Source organism: Flavobacterium sp. ENC (assembly GCF_020991415.1).
Classification (GTDB): Bacteria; Bacteroidota; Bacteroidia; order Flavobacteriales; family Flavobacteriaceae; genus Flavobacterium.
Map to the genome: position 1 here is coordinate 64,938 of NZ_JAJMOY010000014.1, position 24,726 is coordinate 89,663.

The 24,726-nt window shown below is 37.8% G+C and carries 13 protein-coding genes; 1 reads left to right on the forward strand and 12 read right to left on the reverse strand.

The features are described 5' to 3' along the window. Nucleotides 1–98: 98 nt before the first annotated feature. The 9 genes from LPB89_RS21510 to LPB89_RS21550 form a co-directional block, all read right to left on the reverse strand. The gene (locus LPB89_RS21510) at nt 99–2,237 is read right to left on the reverse strand and encodes a gliding motility protein RemB (RefSeq protein ID WP_230703668.1); all 2,139 of its coding nucleotides are present in this window, start codon (nt 2,235–2,237) and stop codon (nt 99–101) included. Continuing rightward, the gene (gene deoC / locus LPB89_RS21515) at nt 2,238–2,981 is read right to left on the reverse strand and encodes a deoxyribose-phosphate aldolase (protein WP_230703669.1); all 744 of its coding nucleotides are present in this window, start codon (nt 2,979–2,981) and stop codon (nt 2,238–2,240) included. Nucleotides 2,982–3,099: 118 nt separating this feature from the next. Beyond that, nucleotides 3,100–3,483, reverse strand: coding sequence for a VanZ family protein (locus LPB89_RS21520; RefSeq protein WP_230703670.1), 384 nt, complete (start codon nt 3,481–3,483; stop codon nt 3,100–3,102). Further along, nucleotides 3,476–3,856 carry a glycine cleavage system protein GcvH gene (gcvH, locus tag LPB89_RS21525; RefSeq protein ID WP_230703671.1) on the reverse strand — a complete coding sequence of 127 codons (381 nt, stop codon included), beginning with the start codon at nt 3,854–3,856 and terminating at the stop codon, nt 3,476–3,478. The genes LPB89_RS21520 and gcvH overlap by 8 nt, the downstream gene beginning before the upstream one ends. An 86-nt stretch (nt 3,857–3,942) precedes the next feature. After that, a complete protein-coding gene (gene sprA / locus LPB89_RS21530; protein ID WP_230703672.1) occupies nt 3,943–11,181 on the reverse strand; it encodes a cell surface protein SprA in 7,239 nt (2,412 codons plus the stop codon). A gap of 24 nt (nt 11,182–11,205) precedes the next feature. After that, entirely contained in the window at nt 11,206–11,787 is a 582-nt protein-coding gene (gene ruvA / locus LPB89_RS21535; RefSeq protein WP_127337693.1) for a Holliday junction branch migration protein RuvA, read from the reverse strand. A gap of 77 nt (nt 11,788–11,864) precedes the next feature. Continuing rightward, complete coding sequence (locus LPB89_RS21540; RefSeq protein ID WP_230703673.1) at nt 11,865–14,156, reverse strand: NADP-dependent malic enzyme; 2,292 nt, start codon at nt 14,154–14,156, stop codon at nt 11,865–11,867. Nucleotides 14,157–14,315: 159 nt separating this feature from the next. Further along, nucleotides 14,316–14,741 carry a CBS domain-containing protein gene (locus tag LPB89_RS21545; protein WP_127337695.1) on the reverse strand — a complete coding sequence of 142 codons (426 nt, stop codon included), beginning with the start codon at nt 14,739–14,741 and terminating at the stop codon, nt 14,316–14,318. Nucleotides 14,742–15,061: 320 nt separating this feature from the next. Next, complete coding sequence (locus LPB89_RS21550) at nt 15,062–16,573, reverse strand: ATP-binding protein (RefSeq protein WP_230703674.1); 1,512 nt, start codon at nt 16,571–16,573, stop codon at nt 15,062–15,064. A gap of 452 nt (nt 16,574–17,025) precedes the next feature. On the opposite strand from LPB89_RS21550, the gene LPB89_RS21555 reads away from it, so the two are divergent. Continuing rightward, nucleotides 17,026–17,355, forward strand: coding sequence for a hypothetical protein (locus tag LPB89_RS21555; RefSeq protein ID WP_230703675.1), 330 nt, complete (start codon nt 17,026–17,028; stop codon nt 17,353–17,355). 323 nt (nt 17,356–17,678) lie between these two features. Here LPB89_RS21555 and LPB89_RS21560 read toward each other — a convergent pair whose 3' ends face one another. The 3 genes from LPB89_RS21560 to LPB89_RS21570 all read right to left on the reverse strand — a co-directional run. Then, a complete protein-coding gene (locus tag LPB89_RS21560) occupies nt 17,679–19,682 on the reverse strand; it encodes an OmpA family protein (RefSeq protein WP_230703676.1) in 2,004 nt (667 codons plus the stop codon). Between the two features lie 10 nt (nt 19,683–19,692). Continuing rightward, nucleotides 19,693–20,604: a type IX secretion system membrane protein PorP/SprF gene (locus LPB89_RS21565; RefSeq protein ID WP_230703677.1), complete on the reverse strand. Its 912-nt coding sequence runs from the start codon at nt 20,602–20,604 to the stop codon at nt 19,693–19,695. Between the two features lie 50 nt (nt 20,605–20,654). Further along, nucleotides 20,655–24,726 (reverse strand): gliding motility-associated C-terminal domain-containing protein (locus tag LPB89_RS21570; RefSeq protein ID WP_230703678.1); only part of this gene is annotated, 4,072 nt, incomplete at its 5' end.

Consider the following 24,726-nt stretch of genomic DNA (forward strand, 5'->3'; position numbering starts at 1 on the left):
CAGAACCTTTAAAATTAGATTTTTTTCAATAAAACCTTTACAAAATAAGGACTTGCAGATTTTTAACACAATCATTTCGAAAAATCTTATTAAATATCCTAGTAATCAAAATACATATTAAAAATATCAGAACGCAGTCCTATGGTAAACCAGGTGGTACTTTGTTTAAAAGTAGCTGCCGTTTCCTGACTAGGATCAAAATTCCTGTAAATAAAACTTCCGAAGAATTTCAGATTAGTCATTGGATTAATAACATAACCTCCCTGGATATCTGCGATAAAAATACTTGTTTTATTACCCTGACCTACTTTTACACCTTTATCATACGGGCGATTTTCATCGTAACTTTTATAAATATTCCCACCGTAATTAAAACTGTCCTCTGTTGTATTAAAATCAAGGCCCCTTGTACCCACTGTAAATTTTGCATCTGCATAATAACGCCCTTTATGGTAACGTCCGATCGCCACAAGCTCTTCGAAATTTCCGCCCCACTGATGTCCCATACTCTGATTGTTATGAGCGTAATTGGTAATGGCAGCGCTATGCGAATACACATAGGGACGCACATGATTGTATTCGACCTGAAGCAACAAATCCTTCACTTTAAAGGCATTAAAGTATTTGGCGCCAATCTGATATCCGATTTTATTTCTCCAGCTGTTATCGCCTGCCTTTATATCTCCGAATGAAAACTCGTCAATCAAAAGCTGGCCGTATAAATTAACCTGGTTGTTCCACTTGTATTTTGATGTAATTGCTAAAAGCGCATTACCACTTTTTGAAGACGAGGTAAATTCAACAGTACGGTAAAAAATAATCGGATTGATGAAATTGACATCAAACCCCCTATTGTTTGTATCTGTCCAGACAACCGATTCAAAAAATCCTAAATTCAGTTTATTCGAAACATTCCAGCTCAAATAATGATTGGCCATAAATTTTGTCGCGTAGGTTTTCTCCACTGTTACGTCGGGACGGACATCTTTAAGCCACATGTAGGTGTTGGTATATTTAATTTTCCAGAATTTCGTATTGATTTTAAAATACGGATAAGGACTCGCCCCATCTCCTTCAATCAGCGAACGGTATCCGTCTCCAATGAAATTTCGGCCATAGCCTAACTGCAAATCAAAAAACTTGCTTGGAGCATATGTAATATTGGCTTCCGCTAAAGGAAAATCGTAAGCATCCGTTTTAAATCGTTTGGCAATTCCAATACCCGGAACAATGGCAGGATTTCCTCCTGAAGGTTTTATTGATTCTGCGTAATCATTAAAATAACCCGCAAATCTTCCCTGACTTTCAAAAATCGTAGTAGTAAAATTAATCTGCTTTCCTAAACCTCCCCTGAAATTCAGTGCACGCGTATTTACATAGGTAGCAGGGTCAATATCTGATGCTTTACCCATTTGTAAATCAAAAATAGGGTTTAAGGCCAGCCAATAATCTTCACCCTGGATCTGAACCAGGTTTTCATTCCAGAATTTCCTTCCCAGCCAGCCTGATGTCTTTTTCTGAAGGGATTCAGTTACCGCTTTTAAATTGTAATATTTTGAAACTTCCTCATAGGTATACGGTTTTGAAGCGGTGTGATTGTTACTGCCAACCTGATTCATTGCACCGTCAAACTGTGCATAATAACTATGGGAGAATGGAATATTTAAATGACTTTCGAATTCCGGGTTATTGTATTTTTTATACACAATACTATCCAGTTCCGTCATTGGTTTTTCTACCGGTTTTAAAATCTGAGCTGCCGCCAGCGCTTCTTCTGCAATCTGATCCGCGCTTTTCAGAGGAATATTTATCGTGATTGTATATTTTGAAAACGTTGGGTTTCCATTATAAGTAGATGGCTTTATTTGGGGAAATTTACCAAAAACACGTTTGGACTCCTGTACCAAAGATTCATCCATTGCATTTACATAAAGCACTTTGAATACTCCTTTTTCATCCACTTCAAAAAGAACTTTTACTTCTCCCTTATAACCTGACTCTTTCAGATGCTGAGGAACTTCAAAATTATGAAAGACAAAATCCTGAACTTCTTTGTAGAAACAATTTTCCAGTTTTTGGGATTGCAAATTTTCACAATTAGGAAAAACAGGAAATTGTTCTGAGGTAAAAGCGGGTGCAATTGAGGAATTATTATTTTCCTGCGAAAAGGCAAATAAGGTTGTTAAGGTAAGAATAAAAGATAAAAAAATCTTATTCACGTAGGTTTGGGTTTTCATTTAATATTGATTTGAGGTATTTTCTCCGCTAGCAATTGCCTTTGCCGCCGAAGTTCCGATTCGTTTAACGCCTAAACGGATCATTTCTATAGCTTCTGTGTAAGACCGCATTCCTCCCGCCGCTTTTACCGGCAAAGGTGATGCGTTTTCCAACATCATTATAATCGTCGGGATAGTAGCGCCGTTTGGCAAATCGTCTTTGGTCTTAAAAAATCCGGTTGATGATTTTACAAATACAGCACTGTAATGGTCTTCTTTAAAATTTGATATCACAACATTTTTTATCAAAGCGGAAAGCTGAATAATTTCTTTATCGCTCAAAGCAGCAACTTCAATAATCCATTTTACGGTTTTATTGTGGGCCAGTCCGATTTGTGTCCCGATCAGAATTTCTTCTTTTACCAAAGCAATGTCACCATTTTTAAAAGCTTCGTAGTTGCAGACAAAATCCAGGTCATCGGCTCCGTTTTCAATCGCTTCGTTGGCTTCTTTTATTTTGGTTTCCAGATTCGATTTCCCTTCCGGAAAATCGATAACAGTACCAACAAGCAAAGTCGAATTGGCCTTTGTAATTATTTCTTTTGCCAAAGCAACATATTCAGGGCGAATCATAATCAGCTTAAAACTTTCCGTAATTGCCTCAGCAATCGCAGCTTTAACCACTACAAGATTTTCAGCTTCAGAAAGCCCGGCTTGTGAAGCAGTTTTTAAGTAAGTAGCATCTAAGTATTGCTTAACATTCATGATTTTGAAATTACAGGGAACCGGCGACAAAAATACATTTAAAATTCAGAAAAAAATACTGTTTATTGCGCTTGATTTTCAGGCAACAAAAAACCCACCGAAGTGGGTCTTTATTTTCTTATATTTTATTGATTTGCTTTTTAAAAGCTATTGCCGTAAAAATGGCGGTTGTACCTCCAATTGTATTGGCTAAAATATCCGTTACATCTGCTGCTCTGGTGGTCGTAAAAACACTTTGCAGGATTTCTATTGTAATTCCGAAAAAAACCGAAAATATAAAAGCAACCAGATAAGCTTTAAAATCATCAGCCTCTTTTCCTTTTAACTCTTTTTTGAAAAACAAAATCCACGAAATTGTAAATCCGAAATGAAAGCAGAAATGTACAATTTTGTCTATGTTTGGAAAAACTACTGCCGGAATATTACTGGAATCTGTCAGACAGAAATACGTTATAATTCCCGAGCAGAGTATCGCCCAGCAGAGTAATAGCTGTTTAGGCACCTATTAATTCTTTATAAGCTTCATCAGACAAAAGAGAGTCAATTTCTGATGCATCAGCAATTTTTATTTTGATCATCCATCCAGCTCCGTAAGGATCAGAATTTACCGTTTCAGGCGCGCTTTCCAGACTATCATTAAAAGCGATAATTTCTCCTGTCAATGGCAAGAACAAATCAGAAACTGTTTTTACAGCTTCAACAGTTCCAAAAACCTCATCTTTATCAAGTGTCTGATCTAAAGTTTCTACTTCAACATACACGATGTCTCCTAACTCTTTCTGAGCAAAATGAGTAATTCCTACAGTTGCAACGTCTCCTTCGATGCTAACCCATTCGTGATCTTTTGTGTACTTTAAATTTGCTGGTATGCTCATAATAGTTGTGTTTGAAAATTGATAATTGAATATTGAAGCCACAAATGTAATAATCTTCTAATGAAATCTGGTTTAGAAACTCAAAATTAATTTCCGAAATTATATCGAAGCGTAAATCCGGATCGAATATTCGTTAATGGAAAAGATGTTGATATTACAGCCTTCGAGAACGAGTGATCGTAATAGAATATGGCCGTTAAGTTTTTACTAAACGCATAATCCGCCGTAAGCTTTATCGCCCAGATATTTTGTCCTGCAGCCAGCTGATTGTTGTCATAATCCAAGTAGCGTACTAATGTTTCGTTGTTCCTTAAAGAGAAATCTGCTTTGATATTGATATCACTCTTAATAATTCCTGTCGGGTTATCGGCAAGTCTGGAAGAAAAAATAACGTCTTTAAAACGGTATCCTAAGCCTACAATATATTCCATTCCCTTGACTTCCGTCAATAAATTATTATCAAAACTCATGGATAATGCTCTGTCTTTTTTGATTTCCGTTAGTACCCTTAAAGAACTTTTCAATTCAAAATCTACCCGGATAAGCGGACTGAACTGCTCTACCAAATTGACATTTGACATGATCGTCTTATTAAAGAAGTTACCATTGACATCCTGTCCGTCCGGCTTTTCAAAATAATCAAAATTGGACCTGAACTGATTGATCGAATACGAAGCCCTGTAATTATGCTGTAAGGAGAAACGTTTGAATTTATCTTTGAAATATTTATAACGCATCAGTCCGTTGTACTTAATACTCCAGTTTGGAATCGGGAAACTTCTGAAAATATCGGTTGAGGCACCTGAAGCGTCTTTTCCGGAATAAGCGGCCAAAAATGCAGGCAATAATACCGCCTGATTGCTTTTCCCGAATCCTATCGGGTACCCCTGATTAGAGGCATACAATTCCCTTTGTTTCTTAAACGGATCTTCGTCTGCCGGATTTGCAGGAGGCGCGGGAACATCATTCACATCATATCTTGGTATAGGATTTCCTGCTCCGTAATGGTCTTCGGCCAGTCTGTTCGCAATGATCAGACGATTGTTTCTAAAATCATCAAATGCAGCTGACTGCGTTTCGTTGCTGGTCGAAAATGAGGTTCCGATTAACATCGTTGAAATAGAGAACATACCATAAGTGTAACGCGACAGTGGCTTGTATTCCAGGTCACTCTGATCTACACTATATTGTTCTGATGAATTTTCAGAATACGACCGGTCCATGGCCAGGTCAATCTTTAAGTCAGGAAACAAATCAACATTGGCGGTTACTTTCAGAATTTTGTTGGTTACCTGCGTAAAGTTCTGATTGAACTCCTGATAATTGGTCAGCCATCCATTTTTGGCGGCTTCATAACGCACATCATCCTGGCTTCCGAAAACAAACCCTAAGGTTGGTCTTGATGTACCAAAGAAACCAACTCCCGGTGTATATCCGGGTAACACAGTTCCGTTATTTATCGTATAATTCACCTGAATATTTTTAACACTGGTCAGAACCCCGATCAGGCCATCATAAAAAGGACTGCTGGCCGTAACCGGTTTGGCCGTATTTACAATTTTCTCTCCCGGTTTTGGCGGTGCTGCTGTTTTAGGTTTTGCCGGTTTTTTTCCTCCCGGTGTTAAGCCCAAATACTTGTACAGCATCCCCATATTAAAGGTTGATGTCAACGTATTTGAATTGGCATTCTGAATCGTATTCCCTAAATCGTAAATACTTCCGTCCGGTGCTTCATACTCCGAAAGAGCCGTTGAAGACCGCTGCCAGCTGTAATCTGCCGTATAGGAATAATTTGCTTTCACAAAACTTAAAACCGGAATTTTATTGATCGGAATCTCATAATTCAGTATCAATTGCTGCACGTGCTGGTTAGGTGTACCGATATCCCAGTAATCATCCCAGATATTGAAATCCTGTTTTGGTGAATTATCCTCGTTTAAAAAATTTCTAACAATATTATTGGACGCTGCAGTATAATTAATCTTTAATGATTTAGTCAGGTTATAACCAAAACCATACTGATAATTAAAGGCAAAATTCCTTCTGTACAACGGATCAATTCCGATTCCCTCAACATCTACATCCCTAAATTGCTGACGGTTACTTTGTCTTAAAATATTGGTATTGAAAGTTACGTTAGACGGTAAATAATTGACATTGAAATCGCTTAGCATTTTCCAATATTCACTTTTTTTCATGAATTTGGTTTTCTTAAACGGAACTACTTCTTTGGGCTGAAAAGTATATGCATAATTTATCGCCGTATTCGATTGCTCGTCATTATAATCCGCTACTTCATAATCATGACGTTCTACCTGATTGTAGGATTGTGAAAAGGTGAAATTCTCAATATCGTACACATGTTGTTTCTGTTCCGGAGCCCTGTCTTTTCTTACGCCGATAAAGTTGATACTTTTACGTTTCGTATAATCAACTGCACGGGTTCTTATATTCTCTTTTTCATTTTCATCAGTTGTTTCTTTCAGCAGCTGTTTTAATTTTATATCCTGATTAAAAGGATCGTACTCCGGCGTAATTACCTCTTCTCCGATAGCATAATTAAATGGCAGGTTGATTCCCCATTTTGGAGGTAATAACTTTCCTAAATTTAGATTTGTTACAATGTTGTATTGCTGAATGTCTTCTCTGTCTCTTTCGTTTGCCCCTTCTTCAAGTGCTCCGAAACCAATTGTACTTTTACGTCCGGTTGCCGAAACGGTTGCAAAATCAGCCATATTGGTATCCACACTCAATATCGCAGCCATTCCGCCTTTATTCTCCAGATCGGCCATACGAAGTTCGTTAAACCATACTTCCCCTTTTACATTTCTGCGTTCCTCCCTGCTTTTTAGTCCAATCATCAGGGTTCGTACCAAACCAAAATTAGGATTTCCTTTGATCCCCAATCTTAATCTCGCGTCTCCGTCACCTCCGGCTATTGATAAGTCATCATCAGGATAGTAAACACCATTGATATCCCTTTTATCAGAATTGATATCCAAAGGCATGGCCTTGATTTTCATTTTGGTTAACAAGTCAAGTGCCAGATCGATATCATTTTCCTCAAGCCACACCTTATCTGCACTTACTCTTCCTGTGCCTTCCGGCCGGGTTACTTTTAACGGAATTTCTATCTGATAATAGTTTTGCGTAAAGTCATTTCCAAAACGGATAAAGGCAGCCATTTCGTCATCCTGCAATTCAGTGTCATTCGGCAGTGATTCTGCGTGTAAAAACATTTTCAGTTTTTTATACTGACGCATGTCAACACTTACATTTTTAAAAACAGCTCTTGAATCTTTATATTCCAGTCCGCCACCTGAAACCCTTAAGGCAAGTGACTGCTCATTCTGATTGATTACCGTATTATTATTGTACAATTGTTCTCTTTGTACTCCGGGAGGAGTCACATAATTGATAGGTAATTTTGTATCATTCTCCTGAACGTTTACAGCAAGAACATCAAAATCCGTATTGTCATTCGCAGGATCCGTATCATTTGCATCAAGGGTTCCTGTATATCTTCTCCACTCGCCTCTTACCAGATCCAGGGCTCCGAAACGCACAGTCATCTGTTCATTAAAACCCGTCATAAACATACGCATGAACCGGATCGATCTGAAATCGGTAATATTCCCAATCGTATTCTGAGGCTGGGAAACCGGAATTTTAAACTGGATCCATCTTGCGCTCGTGGTACTTCCGTTTGGCAATTCAATATTACTCACGTTACGAATATCTGTAATGTAGTTTTGACCGACAGCCATATTGGGTCTCATATCAATACTGTATTCATAATAAGCATTGATTGTATTCATCGTATTGTCACGATTGATATCTTCTACATCCGGTAAAGTAGTCGCACCACGGTTCGGATCATCGACACTAACGGCAGAGTTACCTTCAACGCCATTATATCTTTTATAGCGTTCCTGTACGCCTCCTTCTGTATTTAAATAATATTTATAATTATCTGCTGCAGGATCTTCTTCTCCGGCATAATTATTATAAATGGAACCTTCTCGCGTATCCGGTAAACCATCTAAACCAACATCCTGGTTTCTACGGTTATCCGCATTGGTATCGAAGGCATAAATCAAAGATTGTGAAGCCGGAACATCTCCCCAAAGCGGTTGCGGATTAACCACTACCTGATCCGGACCTAATCCGTTTTCGTATTGTTTTCTTCCGTCCTTCAGGACATCTTCGGAAACTTCTCCTAAGTTAAAATAGATTTTTCCTGTATTATTCGGTTGTGCCTGGCCTGCGCCTACATAAGGATCCAATACCCAGAATTGTACATACTCAACGTTCCCCTGCTCAAAATTGGTGGAATTTAAAGAGCGCATGATACCTCCAAAATTAGATGCTGGAGAATCTGTATTAAAATTTGGATTATTGTTGTATGGCCCTCTTTCAGATGGGTAATAACTTAAATCAAGTGTATTGATCACCTGAATCTGACCTTGTGCAATATCGGTATTTGGATATAACTCTTTACTGTAAACCCTTCTTGTGGTATTTAAAGACAAGTCGTCATTTGAAATACCGGATGGTTTTGAAGAGAAGAAAACAGGATCTATGGTGTACCATGCTAATTTTGCCCTTTTGTGTCCATAACTTAGCGTATTGGAATTCGCATTAAAAGTAACGTCGTTTATCGAATTTACAAACGGTGTTGAGGCTAAACTCCACGCATAAGCAGAACGCATGTCAATGGTCGACTGCGAACCTTCAAAATCATCAACATAGATGGTTGCCTCTCCTTCAAAATCGCTGGCTTTTGGAGCATCCGGTTTTAAAAAAGCAACTTCACCGCGAATTGAAAGATTAGACGGAACATCGGTGTCGATATTTGGCAATTTATTGACTAATCGGGTAAAGAAAGGAACTTCGGTCGAATAGTTCCCGTTAAAACCAAAAATGGTATTGTTTACAGATTCCTGACCGTAACTTGACTTTTGGGTAAATGGTCTTTCTGTCATTTTCAGGAACGTTCCCCCAACGACAAAATTATCAGAGATTTTATGCTCTACATTAACCCCCATAAACCTACGGGTTTGCTGTCCGAAAACGGAATTATTTTCTAAAGAAACTTCAATTGGCGTATTGGAGGCCTGAAGTGAAGGGTCCAAAATCTGAACTCTTCCCAACTGATAATCCACACTATAATCAATTCCTTCTACCAAAACCCTTCCGCCTGCGGTTACGACCACAGATCCCTGCGGAACATTAAAGGCTCCAATCGGAATACCGTTATTTCCGGAAGATTTGTATTTTCCGCGTAATAAGAATTTGTTTTTATCACTATCCTGCAACGCTCCCGACTGTGTGTTTTTATACATGTTTCTAAACACATATTTCTGCTGATTTACGTTGTAGGTAGAAGGCGTATTATAATCTTCTCCCGTTCCCGTATTTAATTTTTTAAACAAAAGCTCCCCAAAAGGTTCTTTGGTCGTAAAAATAATTCGCCCGTTTTGGGCATCAACGGTTATGCCTGGAATGTAATCAAAGAATCCGTCACCACCTCCCTGCGGGTCATTATTGTAATTTAACTGGTCTAAGTTAAATACATTCAGTAATGGTGTTTTTGTGATGTAATAATTATTTGGATCAGGATTATTAGGATCATCATCCGGAAAATGGCTTCCCGGAACAGCACTAATATAATTTATTGGAGACGGATCTGTATAAAGAATATTCAACCTGAAATCATCTTGCTTGATCTGATACGCCTGAGGAATCTGATACACGTTTTTCATCATCAAATCCCAAACCGGATTGTTTACGTTTGTCAAACTGCTTTTCAGCATTTTCAAAATTAAACTTTGTGTGATGATGGTCTGATTCGACGTGTTATTTCCATTTACTACTGTTCCGTCAATACCATCACTTCCAAACTCTCCCACCTGGTATATTTTGTCTCCAACGGTATATTCGAAAGCTACTGCCAGAATCTCATCGTTTGCCAGTCGCTGCTGCAGGGAAATATATCCTAATTGCGGATTGAAAGTATATTCGTTGCTGGTTAATTTTCGGGCATTTTCGAGTACAGAATAATCCGTTCCTTCACTTGCCGTTACTGAAGTAAATCCATTTTTTGCTGTTACGATTTCCCTGATATTCTGGTTCAGAAAACCACCGTTACCTATGGTTGCCGGATCGTATTTGTTATTCTTATTGTCAGTTGGTGAATCGATACCTGCCGTAAAAAATCCTGTAGTCGGGTTTATGACCACGACTTCGTTATCCGGAATTCCCGTAATTTGGGCCTCCCCTAAATCCTGAAGTGCAATAACGTTTCTTAGGTTATTACCGGTTGTACTTACCCTGTTTTGTTTGTTGGTTACCCAAACCTCTAATCTTGTAATCTGAACACGGCTTTCTATAAATGGATATTTCCTTAAAGAAGCATCATATTTGTTTCTAAAATATTGAGAAAGGAAGAAATGTCGGTCGTTATCATAGTCTAAAGCATACAAATCAAAATTCTGAACCGTACCACCACCTTCTGCAACTATACTTTTGGTCTGGGACTTCTGTTCTGAAAAAACTCCGGTAATAGTTGTCTTTCCAAATTGCAGCTGGGTCTTTACCCCAAATAAACTCTGGGCACCTCTTATTAAGGTACTGTTAAGCGGCATACTGACATTACCTACCTCAACTTTTTGGATAATATCATCTTCTGAGGGCGTATAAGCCAGTTTGAATAAATTCTGAAAAGCAAATGTAGACTGCGTATCATAGTTCGCATTTACCTCTAACCGGGTACCTACTTTTCCCATCAGACTCATACTGATTCGCTGATCAAAATCAAAAGTCAGATTGGAGCGGTTTCTTGGAGAGAATGAAGGATTGTCCTGCTTGGTATAACGTATCCCAAGATCCATTTCTACAGATCCTGTGGGCTTTACATCTATGGTATTGCTTCCGAAGATACTTTCGAAAAGACTTGAATTAATGTAATAGCGGGGCAGCAAATCCTTTTTGGCGGCTTCGCTTCCTAATTTTTTACCATCAATGGCATCTGATTTTTTTCTGAAATAATCACGTCTGGCTTCCTTGAGGACTAACGCTTCGTATTCTTTGGGTGTTAAGACAATCGGATATTCGATAGAAAAACCATCTACTGAACTGGTATAGATGTAACGGTCTGTAATGGGATCATATTTATAAGCCGAAAGTATACTTGGTGGATTTTCCAACTCCAGCTTCCCTACGGAAAACTGTTTTTTTGTTGTATCTTGAACTGCTGGATTTACTTGCGCCCGCAAAACATTACCGCAAAATAAAACCAGTAAAAAAATACAAATTTTACGCATACAATTCGTTTATATAAATTGAGTTTATAAGCTTTTTAATGCTTTTTTAATGATCGTTTCAACAGTTGCTTCCGGATCTTCTTTTACGATTTTTTCGACTACTTTTTCTGAAGTTTTACGAACAAAACCTAAAACTTCCAAAGCAGATAACGCTTCATCCCGGTTTGTATTGTTCTGAACTACTGAAACTTCATCCAAATCGTATAACTTTAACACTTTTTCTTTTAAATCAAGTATAACTCTCTGTGCTGTTTTGCTTCCGATCCCTTTTATAGACTGAATAACACCCACATCTCCAGAGGCAATGGCGTTTATAATTTGTCGGGGTTCTATCGAAGATAACATTGTTCGTGCAATACTGGCTCCGATACCCGAAACAGATAAGAGCATTCTGAAAATTTCGCGCTCTGATTTCTCTGCAAAACCAAATAAAGTATGCGCATCTTCTTTGATTTGAAGATGCGTATACAGTTTTATATTTTCAGCATTGGGAATTAATGAAAAGGTGTGTAAAGATATATTTACCTGATAACCAACTCCGCCACAGTCAATTATGACGTCTGTTGGATTCTTTTCAACCAATTTCCCCTGCAAATGTGCTATCATAGTGTAATTTATTAGGCTCAAATATAACAAAAATGCAATAAAAATAAGACAATATTATTTGATCCTTATTGTCTTTACTATTTAGCCAGTTTATTTTTTTTATTTTCTTTTTCCTGAGCGTCAATAACTGCAATAGCAGCCATATTAACCATCTCTTCAACGCTTGCTCCTAATTGGAAAATGTGGACTGGTTTACCCATTCCCATCATGATCGGACCAATTGAATTTACTTTGTACAATTCTTTCAATAATTTATACGTAATATTCGCTGATTCTAAGTTTGGAAAAATCAATGTATTTACTTTTTTACCGGCTAATTTAGAGAAAGGGAATTTCTCTGCCAGCATCTCCTGGTTCAGGGCAAAATCGGCCTGAATTTCTCCGTCAACAATTAATTCCGGATGGTTTTTGTGTAAATACGCTACTGCTTCTCTTACTTTTGACGCCCCGGGACTTGTTGAAGAACCAAAGTTTGAAAACGAAACCATTGCGATAACAGGCTCAACACCAAACATTTTGGCTGTTTTTGCTGTCATGATCGCAATATTAACCAAATCTTCTGAAGATGGATTAATATTGATTGCCGTATCGGATAAAAACATTGGCCCACGGGAAGTCAGCATCATGTTTGCTGTTGCAACCAGTGATGCTCCGGGTGCTTTTTCAATTAATTGTAACATTGGTTTAACCACGCTTGGGTAACTTCTGGTGTGACCTGTAACCAAAGCATCTGCTTCCCCTTCGTTGACCATCATGGCGGCAAAATAGTTTCTTTCGCGCATGAATTTTTGAGAGTCAAGTAACGAAACACCTCTTCTGTCTCTGGTTTCCCAGTACGAAGTGGCAAATCTGTTTCTTCTTGCTTCTTCTTCACTCGTTTTGGGATCAATAATTTCTATTTCGGCATCAAAACCTAATTCGGCTTTCAGCTCTAAAATCACCTCTTTATTTCCTAATAAAATTGGAAAACCAATTCCGTCCTCATACACAATCTGAGCTGCTTTTAAGACATTTAACTGATCTGCCTCTGCAAAAACAATTCGTTTTGGATCCATTTTAGCACGGTTTGTCATCAGACGAACCATTTTATTGTCGTTCCCCATACGTTCGCGAAGCGCGTCTTCATAGGCTGCCCAGTCTGTAATAGGATTTTTGGCCACTCCCGATTCCATGGCTGCTTTTGCAACCGCCGGTGCTACAATCGTAATCAACCTTGGATCGAATGGTTTTGGAATGATATAATCTCTACCGAAACCTAATTTTGTTGCTCCGTAAGCTACGTTTACCTGCTCCGGAACGGGTTCTTTTGCTAAAATAGCCAATGCTTTTACAGCAGCCATTTTCATCGCTTCGTTGATTTTTGTAGCTCTTACGTCTAATGCTCCCCTAAAAATATAAGGAAAACCTAAAACGTTATTTACCTGATTAGGAAAGTCAGAACGGCCTGTAGCCATAATAACATCTTTACGGGTTTCTGTAGCTAAATTATAATCGATTTCCGGATTCGGATTTGCCATCGCAAAAACAATCGGATTGTCATTCATGCTTAGTAACATTTCAGGCGAAAGAATATCTCCTGACGATAATCCGATGAAAACATCAGCGCCTTTCACAGCTTCTGATAATTCAATTTTTGCACCGTCTACCGCATATTTCAATTGTAGTTCTGATAGTGAAGGATTGTCTTTCGTTAAAAGTCCTTTACTGTTAAACATTTTAATATTTTCTACTTTTACGCCCAGTAAAACATATAAGTCCGTACAGGCGATTGCAGCCGAACCTGCTCCCGAAACTACCACTTTTACATCTTCTGCTTTTTTTCCTGCCAGTTCTAATGCATTGATCAAAGCTGCCGAAGAAATAATAGCCGTACCGTGCTGATCATCGTGCATTACCGGAATATCTAATTCTTCTACAAGTCTTCTTTCGATTTCAAAAGATTCAGGCGCTTTAATATCTTCCAGATTGATTCCTCCAAAAGTCGGGGCAATATTTTTTACCGTCTGGATAAATTCTTCAATATCCTTCGTTCCGATTTCGATATCAAAAACATCAATATCAGAGAATATTTTAAACAACAAACCTTTTCCTTCCATAACCGGTTTTGAAGCTTCAGGACCAATATCTCCAAGTCCTAAAACAGCTGTACCGTTTGAAATTACAGCAACCAGGTTCCCTTTTGCTGTATATTTATATACGTCGTCAATATTTTTTGCAATTTCTAAACATGGCTCTGCAACTCCCGGAGAGTATGCCAAAGATAAGTCTCTTTGTGTCGCATATTTCTTTGTTGGAACTACCTGAATTTTTCCCGGAGTCGGCTTTGAATGGTATAATAATGCCTCTTCTCTTTTACTGTCTTTACTCATTGTTTTTAGCTTTTATTCTAGCTTACAAAGATATAAGTCTTCATTTAAAATGGCATGTTTTTGTCGCTTTCTTTTGTTAAAATAACAATTGCAGCCCTCACAAAAAAATAGTCCGGCAGAATCCGGACTATTTTTTAAGGCTTATTTTTTAGAATTTACTTACTGTGAAATATAAGAATTTAAATGATGAATGGTATCTTTTTGAATTTCGATAATGGCCTTCACCACATCACTTATGGAGATGATTCCAACGACGATTCCGTTTTCTAAAACCGGTAAATGCCTGATGCGTTTGGTGCTCATGAGTTCCATACAGTCTTCGATATTATTGGAAAGTTTTACCGAGAAAACCGTGCTTTCCATAATTTCGTGTACAAATGTTTCTTTTGAAGATTTGTCTTTCAGAACAATTTTTCGGGCATAATCCCTTTCGGATAATATTCCTTTTAAATCGGATCCGTCTATCACCAGAATTGCTCCTATGTTTTTTTCTCCCATTACTTTCAGTGCTTCATAAACCGTTGTGGTGGAGCGTACCGAATAAACATTTTTCCCTTTTGCGTTTAGTATTTGATCTACAGTCATATCTGAAAAATTTTAAGTCCTATAAAGTTAAAAAAAATTGCATACACACGACAACGAAATCGATTTTTTAAAACTTAACGTATTCATTTTAAATATAATACGGTTTATTTCAACTTTTGGAAATTTTACTTTAAAAAAAGGAAGGAATTTTAAGACTTTTTTGTGAAAAGTTCAGATTTTCAGCTATTTACATATTTATTAAAAAAGTTTTTTTTATATTCTAGAATATAAACTTTATCACTTGGACACTATGCCCAACTAAATGTCCAACCAAGGTATTCATAAGACATAATTAACTTTAACTTGGACACCTTGTCCAACTATATGTCCAAGTTTTGTTTTATTTTATATCTATAATTAGGTGAATTGATTTCTAATCCATTATCTTCTATAAGCCCTAAAACTTTCATCTTTGTCAGATGTCTTTGTGCTGTTTTATAACCTATCTTAAAGTTAGAAGAATATTCTCTGGTACTTGCTTCTTCAATCGATCTTAACCATTCATATCCTGCTAGCTGTTGATTGCTTAATTCTTTTAGATTGATATGTGAATTGATATTTTTTACAGATTGTAAGCTTCTTGGAAAATTAAAAACTAAATATGGTTCATTATAAGTTATAATAGGAAGAGGTAAATTGTACTTGATTGGTAAATCTTTAATCGTTTCAAATCCTAGCCCTCTTTGTTCTACCAATTTCATTTGGTCAAAAACATACATTATTTTAGGATTTCTGCTTAATGAAGGTGCATTGAATTTTTGTATTTGTTCAAGCTTTATTGGTTTTACCGGATAACCTGGACTTTTTACAACAATAGCGTCATCATTTACCTCTAAATAAATTGGAGCACCCTGTATATTATAATCTCTATGCACTATAGCATTAATTATAGCTTCACGTATTACATCAGACGGATAATCATAAATTGTTTCTCTTTGAGCATTAGATCTATCAATTTGTTTATCAATAACATCTTTAAACCATTCTATTGCATCATTGGCTTGATTAATTATTGGCCCTTCAATGGTTTCTAATTTCTCTTTCCTATTTGCTGATTTATATGTCGCCCTAATTAAAGCATTTTGATAAACTAACTGTGGCCTTGTACCAAAAAGCAACAATCCAATTCCAGTAGGGGAATATATGCCGTTTTTATTTTCGATAAGTCCCAATTGGTCGAAAATATGAAAAAAATCATTAGAGTTCGCTTTGACACCAAGTTTAGCTATATCTATAAATTGGTTAAGTTTTTTATTTGATAAATCCGTAATTTTTGCTTTTATTTCTATATTTTCAAGTTTTGAAAGCACTATGTTTTCTTTAACTTCTTTAACTTTCTTTGCCCTATCTTCAGCTTCTAAAATAAATTGTTTATTTGCTTCCCGAATTTCTTTTTGTAAATCTGGATCAAACATTTCTACGTCGATACCATTATCGATAAGATATTGTATTCCTTTTCTATCCACTGAAGGATCTGGGTCTTCAATACCAACATACACTTTTTTAATACGCGCATTTACAATTCTTTCGGCACAACCCAGTTTAGGGCGTTTTCTTGCTCCTGGGGCACAAGGTTCTAATGTTGCAAAAAGTACAGAATTATCTACATTATCACTACGATGTTTTCTCTCTAACAATGTAAATTCGGCATGGTCTCCATGGCGTAATTCGCCCCTGTGACTACTATCTACCTCACCATTAGCTTTTACTAAAATAGCACCTACTTTTGGACTTATTTTGTCTTGACGAGGTTCCTGGATCGACTTATGCATTTCTGCAATAGCCATTTCCATGTATTTTCTAGAATTAAAATCAATATTTTTCTTAGCCATATTTCATTTTGTGTTATTTAAAATTGCACCAATTTATTCAAATCAAGCAGTTCTTTATTGTCATTTTTAAAACTTTATACTTCCAAGTGGAAAAAAAATCACCTGCTTAATTTCACTTTATTGCGAGTATATAGCTTACTAAATCAAAAAATAAACAAAAGTAAGAAAAAACTTAAATAAAATAAAATTTTTTAAACATAAATACATCTGTAAACGTTTAAGATTTTTTTTTATTAAAGCACATATTTTCAAATATTTACATATTTATTAAAAAAATAATCGAAGCACATATTATCGTATGTTAAAATTAATAACTAGAAGTTGCAAATTGCATTAGTTATCAACAGGACATATATGTCTCGTGCTTTTTTCCTACAATTCATTAAGTTTGACTTGTAGGAAAATAAGATATCAATCTTTAGATCTTAATTATAATCTATAAAAAAGCTATCATGGAAAAAAATGAAATTAAAAAATTAGAAAATCTTAAAAAATTAATTGCTCCGTATTTCAATCCTAAAAAACCGTATACTGATAAGACAAGAAGTTATTATACTGCTCAAATTAAGTTACAGAATTATTACGAGCTTGGCTCTACAATCACCAATATGCTAAAAATGTGCATTCTGGCATTGGAACAGCAAGAACATACAATTTCGCAGACAGACCAAGGCTCTTCTATTAATGTGATGCTGATTTTAGAAATGGTACTGGAAATGTTTCCTTTGGATGAATTTGAGGTATTCGATGAAATTAATAAAATGTGCCTTGCAGATTCTTAAAACATTCATGAATAGATAATTGAAAAAGTTTTATTTTATTGCTGCATTATTCTCAGTTTCAGCATTAGCGTCATTTTTGTCATTTCGACGAAGGAGAAATCTTCACAAGTAACTCTACAAAGTATTTCTAAGCTTTGTAGAATTTTGTCGCGAAGATTTCTCCTTCGTCGAAATGACAAGCTGGACGAATCGCTATCGCTCGAGTCTCCTCCGTCGAAATGACAAGCTGGAGGAAATTATCTGCGCAGAATGGCTTGAGGCTATAACTAAAAAAATCCCCTTTCTAAAATTTAGAAAAGGGATATTTTTAAGTAATAATGAAATTATAAATTCGTAATAATAAATTCGCTTCGTCTGTTTTGCTGGTGTTGCTTTTCGGTACATTTTACACCGTCGGCACATTTGTTGACCAATTGGGTTTCTCCGAATCCTTTTGGGGCCAGTCGGCTGCCGTCAATTCCTTTCTGAATCAGCCAGTCTTTGGTCGATTGTGCTCTTTTTTCGGAAAGGATCATATTATTCGAAGCGGATTGCCGGCTGTCGGTATGCGAACGGATATCGAGTTTTATGGTCGGATATTGTTTCAAAACATCTACCAGTTTCTGCAATTGCGGTTCTGATGTTTTCTTGATGGTGGCTTTTCCCAAATCGAAAAAATTCATCGGGATATTTAGCAATTTCGCCAAATCTGTCCCAACTGCGATAGGCTTAAGCGTAACGGAATTAATCTTGATTTTTTTGACTTCGATGGTTTTGGCAACTATCGGTTTGGCCTTCTTTTCCAGCTCGATCATAAAGGTGGTTTTTCCGGATGCTTTTTTTATGCTTATCGGAGCTTCCTTGATTTCATAATCAGCCTTGGATGTTTTGATAAAATACTTTTTACCGCATTTTACATTCGGAAAAATATAATTGCCATTTTGATCCGAGACCGCTTCCAGAGAATTCTGACGCGTTTCATCGAACAAAATTAAAGCCACTCCCGAAAGATTTTCCTTGGTTTCGGCATCTGTAATTGTACCTGACAAATCCTGCTCACAGATCAGTTTTCGAATTTCGGTAAAACGGTATACATCGTCCAGTCCATGACCGCCTTCTCTGTTGGAGGAAAAAAATCCGTTTCTGTTTTTACTGTTTATGACAAATGCAAAATCGTCCTGTCTGCTATTGATGGGTTCTCCCACGTTTAGTACTTCATCAAAAGTGTCCTTCCTGGTTATTCTGGAAACGAAAACGTCCAGTCCGCCAAGACCCGGACGACCGTCGCTGGCAAAATAAAGTTCGTTGTCGTCTGAGATAAACGGAAATGTTTCTCTTCCTTCGGTATTGATTTCCGAACCTAAATTCTCCGGTGTACCAAAAGTCCCATCTTTTCCTATACTCACTTTAAAAATGTCTGACTGTCCCAATGTTCCCGGCATGTCTGATGCAAAATACAATGTTTTTTCATCCACACTTAAGGCAGGATGCGCCACACTGTACTGGTCACTGCTGAAAGGTAGTTCCTGTACATTTACCCATTCGTCATTGACAAGAGAGGCTTTAAACAGTTTTAAAAACGACACTTTATTTTCGTTCTCTTTTCTTTTTCCGTTTACCGAATTATTTCGGGTAAAATACATCGTTCGTCCGTCTTTTGTAAAAACGGGTGTCGACTGATTTAAATTGGTACTTAAATTCTTTTTATGAAAAAACATTGTTTCTCCAATACTGCCGTCGGGCATCATTTCAACAGCGTACAAAGTCGAAATCGATTTGTTGGTCCACTTAAAACTTTTCTTTACGATCGAACCGGTATCCCTGGCCGATGTAAAAACTAATTTGTTGCCTAAAACCGTACTTCCGTAATCGGAATCTTTGGAATTAATTCCGGCATCGGCGATTTCAAAACGGCCTGAATTGGTTTTAATATCTTCTAAATAATTTCGGTTTTTGCTAAACAAAATCGCCCTCTGATCTGAGGGTGCTTTTTGACTGAATTTTTCTAAAACCTGATCTGATTTCGTATAATTTCCGTCCGTTTTTAAACATTGGGAATACCGAAATACATAATCGGCATCCTGATTATCATTCAACAGGAATAACTCATCGTAATATTGTAAGGCTTGCTGTAAATCGCCTGTAAAATAGTAGGAATTAGCAAGTCTCTGTAATATTCGCTCTTCTCTATACCCCTTTTTAATTAACTTTTCGTACCTTTTTGCGGCATCTGCGTAAGCGTAACTATCGTATTTTTTATCCGCTTTTTTGATACTTCCCGTCTGAGCATTCGCATTGCATAAAAAGCAGAAAAACAAAAAGGAGTAAACTAAGTTTTTAATTTTCATATTTAGTCAATTAAAAGAATCTTGGTGAGGTCAGTTTGTTGTAATTATTGAAAAAGTCAAAACGAAGGAAAATTTCATGTGAACCCGAATTGTATTTTCTTAACTGAGTCGTTTCATGATCATATCCATAACCAATGTACATGCCTTTGGTCACCTGAAAACCGGCCATGGCACTTACCGATGCACTCCAGCGATAGGCAACGCCAACCACAAACTTATCATTAAACATAAAATTACCCGAAACATCAACCTGCAGCGGAGCTCCTTCCACCATTTTGGTCAATATTGCCGGTTTGAATTTGATATATTCGAGACGATCTAAATCAAACACATAACCTGCCATGAAATAGTAATTTATTTTCTCCTTAAAAATTGCGGTGTCGTTATCGTCGTAACGTTTGGTTTCTATAAAATTCGGAACAGACAATCCCACATACATTTTATCGGAATGCCAATAAACCCCTGCTCCTACATTTGGCGTAATTTTGTTGCTTAAATCCTGAAATTGCGGATCGTTCTGATCTTCATAAGTCAATTTATTTACATCGAGATTAAAAAGGTTTGCAGTTCCTTTTATTCCGAACGAAAGCTTAAAGGATTCAGAGGTTTGAATACTATAAGACAAATCGGCCGATAGCGTGTTTTCATTCGTAGGTCCGATTTTATCGTTTACCAAAGAAACTCCCAAGCCCAATTTGCTGTTGTTTAAAGGTGTATTTACCGAAAATGTGCTGGTTTCCGGCGCTCCGTCCAGACCCACCCATTGTGTACGATACAACCCAAAAACACTTAAGACACCACGCGAACCCGCATAAGCCGGATTGATTTCAATCGTGTTGTACATGTATTGCGTAAATTGAGAATCCTGTTGTGCCGAACACACCACCGAGATAAACATAAAAACTAAAATTAACTTTTTCATTTAGTAAGCTTTAAAAACGGTTCAGCTAGTACCAAACCGTTTATATTTTTTTATTTATTCATATACAGGTACCCGCTTAATTCGTGTGAATTTGAGGCACTGTCTTTGTATTTTAAAATGTAGAAATAGGTTCCTACCGGTAATCCGTCTGATTGTTTAACGGTGGCGCGGCCTTCTGAGAATCCTTTGAATACTCTGTCTTCATTGTTGTAATGATCAGCATCATAAACCAAAACACCCCAGCGGTTATAGATTTCAACTGTATTCTCAGGATAACATTCGATTCCACGAATGTAAAATCTTGTGTTTTTATTGTCTCCGTTTGGAGAGAATGCTTTTAAAGGCTCAATCATACAACCATTTAACGCTAACACCGTAGGCTTATCTCCCAGATTGTCTTCGTTGTCCGATTTATCCTCAACCACAACTCCCCTGACACTAACTCCCTGAGCGGTTGCCTGATTGCTTACACTTCCAAGATTGATATCAGACTGTTTTATTTTATACTGTGCTGTGAAAGTGTTTTCATCTGTTTCGTTGACATCCAGATCAATTGCCTGACCTGAGACTTCAATACCCGGTAAAGGATCACGAACGGTAATCCCTTTTAATGGAACGTTACCTGTATTGGTTATCTTAAACTTATAGGTGATGGTTTCTCCTGCATTGGCAAATCCGCTGGCATTTTCATCATTGAAGGTTCCCGTTTTGATAATCGCAATCGCCGGAAATTCAACAAAAACATGCAATGTTGCAGAACTGCAATTTGTTGCGCTTGCTTTTTCGCAAATCTGATATGTTACAGTATAATGTCCGCCCGGAGTATTTGGAAGTACGTTTACGGTTCCATCTGTATTCAATTCAAAATAAGGACTTGCTGAAGTCTTGGTAATTAGTACATCCGTTGGATTAATTGCCGTTCCGTTTAGTAAATCATTGTCGAGGACATTTATAAATTCAAGAGAACCGTTTATTCCGTCAACCGCTACTTCTGCATCATCATTTGCTACAATCGGCGCTGTTGGATTTATCGGAGTAGTGGCATTCAATACGGTAACAGTCACAATCGCCTGACTACAATTAGACGGATTGGAAACATCACAAATCTGATACGTCAACTGATAGTTTCCTGACGGAGTTCCCAGTTTTACCTCTACAGCCCCATTAGGATTTAAAATCAGGTTTGCATTTGGAATCACCGTACTTAAAACCGCATTTGCCGGATTTATTACTGATCCGTTTAGGATATCATTATCAAATATATTCAGTGAGGTATTTACTCCTTTGCTTGCATCTATTGGGCCAGCCATGTCGTCTTTTGCCTGAATGGTAAACGTTGGTCTTGCATTACATTGCGGTGTAGCTGTCGGATAATTTACAACAACACTTTTTGTAGGGTTTAATGAAAACTCCATTGTCACTGCCGGTCTTGTATTTTCAAATCCATCAGCACCTTCTGTCCATTGCCCATTGGCAAGTAACCATCCCGGCCAGTCTAATCCTTTTCCGTTGCTGTCAATAACTGCTCCCGGCCATAAAATATTTCCGCTCAATGGCAAATCAGTTTGGGTAGCGACAACATTGTTTGCACTATCAATCCATTTTATCGTTAACAGATTAGTTGGTGTGAAATTATCTGCTACCACATTGTAAGTCACATACGGAACATTATTAGCACAATAACCCGTAGCTGTTATGCTCATTGTTGGCGCAACTACAGTCACCTTAACAGAGGCCGTACTGCAACTTGTCGGATTTAATTTTTCACAGATTTGATACGTTAACTCATACGTTCCTGCCGGTGCGTTTGCTGCTAATACCAGCGTTCCGTCAGGGTTTAATTTGACGAATCCTGTTGGATCTGTTGTTAGTACAGTCAGATTAATTTCGCTTGCCACAATCAGAAAACCATTTTTAGTATCGTTTGAAAAAATATTCAAAAGATTTTTTGGCTGATTGATTCCAACTATTGATTCTACTATATCTGCATTTGCCAATAAGAGTTCTGCTGTCACTACAATCGTTGAAGTCGCGGTATCACAATTCCCCGGATTACTGATTTCACAGATGGTATATTCTAAATTATAACTTCCTGCCGGTGTGTTGGCCGCAACTGTTACTGTTCCATTTGAATTGATCGTAAGTCCTGCCGGGATTGGAGTGGTTACTGTTAGTTTTACTTCTCCAGGATTTGTGCCGATTACGGCTTGTGCTCCGTTTACGGTGTCACCTGCGATTAATGAAACTGTTGTAGTACCTCCTGCATTTCCATTAATAGAGCCAAGGTTGTCTGCAACGGCATCGATTCCAGGTGCTGTGATTGTTACCTGCACTTGGTTTGAACTGCAGTTGGTTGGGTTTAACAACTCACAGATTTCATAGGTCAGTTGGTAAGTTCCTGCCGGAGCATTGGCTGCTAATATCGCATTTCCATTGGTGTCTACTGTCAAATATCCTTTTGGATCAGCTGTAGTCACCGTCAGTTTTACTTCTGATGGGATTAAGGCTGTCCCATTTTTAGTGTCATTGCCAAAAACATTTAGGAGTGTCTTTGGCGTATTTGAACTAAGGGTTGAAGGAACGGCATCTAAATTCGCTACCAAAGTTGCCGCTGTCACCACAATCGTTGAAGTGGCCGTATCGCAGTTCCCCGGATTATTGATTTCACAGATGGTATATTCTAAATTATAAGTGCCTGCCGGTGTATTGGCCGCCACTGTTACTGTTCCGTTTGTATTGATACTTAGTCCTGCCGGTATCGGAGTCGTTACGGTTAATTTTACGTCTCCAGGGTTTGTTCCGATTACGGCTTGTGCTCCGTTTACGTTATCACTTGCTATTAGAGAAACTGTTGTAGTTCCTCCTGCATTTCCGTTTATAGAACCAAGATTGTCTGCAACGGCGTCGATTCCCGGTGCCGTGATTGTTACTTTAACCTCGTTTGAACTGCAGTTTGTTGGGTTTAACAACTCACAGATTTCATAAGTCAGTTGGTAAGTTCCTGCCGGAGCGTTGGCTGCTAATATCGCATTTCCATTAACGTCTACGGTCAAATATCCTTTTGGATCGGCTGTAGTTACCGTCAGTTTTATTTCTGATGGGATTAAGGCTGTCCCATTTTTAGTGTCATTGTCAAAAACATTTAGGAGTGTCTTCGGTGCGTTCGAACTAAGGGTTGCAGGAACTGCATCTAAATTCGCTACCAAAGTTGCTGCTGTCACCACAATCGTTGAAGTGGCTGTATCGCAATTCCCCGGATTGTTGATCTCACAGATGGTATATTCTAAATTGTAACTTCCTGCAGGTGTGTTGGCCGTCACTGTTACTGTTCCATTTGAATTGATGGTCAGCCCTGCCGGTATCGGAGTCGTTACGGTTAATTTTACGTCTCCAGGGTTTGTTCCGATTACGGCTTGTATTGTGTTTACGGTGTCGCCTGCAATTAATGAAACTGCTGTCGTGCCTCCTGCATTTCCGTTTATGGATCCCAGGTTATCTGCAACGGCATCAATTCCTGGTGCTGTGATTGTTACCTGCACTTGGTTTGAACTGCAGTTTGTCGGGTTTAATAACTCACAGATTTCATAGGTCAGTTGGTAAATTCCTGCCGGAGTGTTGGCGCCTAAAATTGCGTTTCCATTGCTGTCTACTGTCAAATATCCTTTTGGATCGGCTGTCGTCACCGTCAGTTTTACATCTGATGGAATTAAAGCTGCTCCGTTTTTAGTGTCATTGTCAAAAACATTTATGAGTGTCTTTGGTCCATTTGAACTAAGGGTTGAAGGAACTGCATCTAAATTCGCTACCAAAATTGCTGCTGTAACCACAATCGTTGAAGTCGCGGTATCACAGTTCCCCGGATTGTTAATTTCACAGATTGTGTATTCTACATTGTAACTTCCTGCCAGTGTGTTGGCTGCAACTGTTACTGTACCATTTGAATTGATCGTAAGTCCTGCCGGTATTGGCGTCGTTACGGTTAATTTTACGTCTCCCGGATTGGTTCCGATTACGGCTTGTGCTCCGTTTACAGTGTCACCTGCAATTAGTGAAACTGTTGTCGTACCGCCTGCATTTCCGTTGATCGAGCCAAGGTTGTCTGCGACAGCGTCAATTGATGGA

Excerpts from the sequence above, each read along its gene's own strand:
- LPB89_RS21560 (WP_230703676.1), bottom strand. The coding sequence starts at position 19,682 with ATGAAAATTAAAAACTTAGTTTACTCCTTTTTGTTTTTCTGCTTTTTA.
- LPB89_RS21565 (WP_230703677.1), bottom strand. The coding sequence starts at position 20,604 with ATGAAAAAGTTAATTTTAGTTTTTATGTTTATCTCGGTGGTGTGTTCG.
- LPB89_RS21510 (WP_230703668.1), bottom strand. The coding sequence starts at position 2,237 with ATGAAAACCCAAACCTACGTGAATAAGATTTTTTTATCTTTTATTCTT.
- gcvH (WP_230703671.1), bottom strand. The coding sequence starts at position 3,856 with ATGAGCATACCAGCAAATTTAAAGTACACAAAAGATCACGAATGGGTT.
- sprA (WP_230703672.1), bottom strand. The coding sequence starts at position 11,181 with ATGCGTAAAATTTGTATTTTTTTACTGGTTTTATTTTGCGGTAATGTT.
- LPB89_RS21550 (WP_230703674.1), bottom strand. The coding sequence starts at position 16,573 with ATGGCTAAGAAAAATATTGATTTTAATTCTAGAAAATACATGGAAATG.
- LPB89_RS21540 (WP_230703673.1), bottom strand. The coding sequence starts at position 14,156 with ATGAGTAAAGACAGTAAAAGAGAAGAGGCATTATTATACCATTCAAAG.
- deoC (WP_230703669.1), bottom strand. The coding sequence starts at position 2,981 with ATGAATGTTAAGCAATACTTAGATGCTACTTACTTAAAAACTGCTTCA.
- LPB89_RS21555 (WP_230703675.1), top strand. The coding sequence starts at position 17,026 with ATGGAAAAAAATGAAATTAAAAAATTAGAAAATCTTAAAAAATTAATT.
- LPB89_RS21545 (WP_127337695.1), bottom strand. The coding sequence starts at position 14,741 with ATGACTGTAGATCAAATACTAAACGCAAAAGGGAAAAATGTTTATTCG.
- ruvA (WP_127337693.1), bottom strand. The coding sequence starts at position 11,787 with ATGATAGCACATTTGCAGGGGAAATTGGTTGAAAAGAATCCAACAGAC.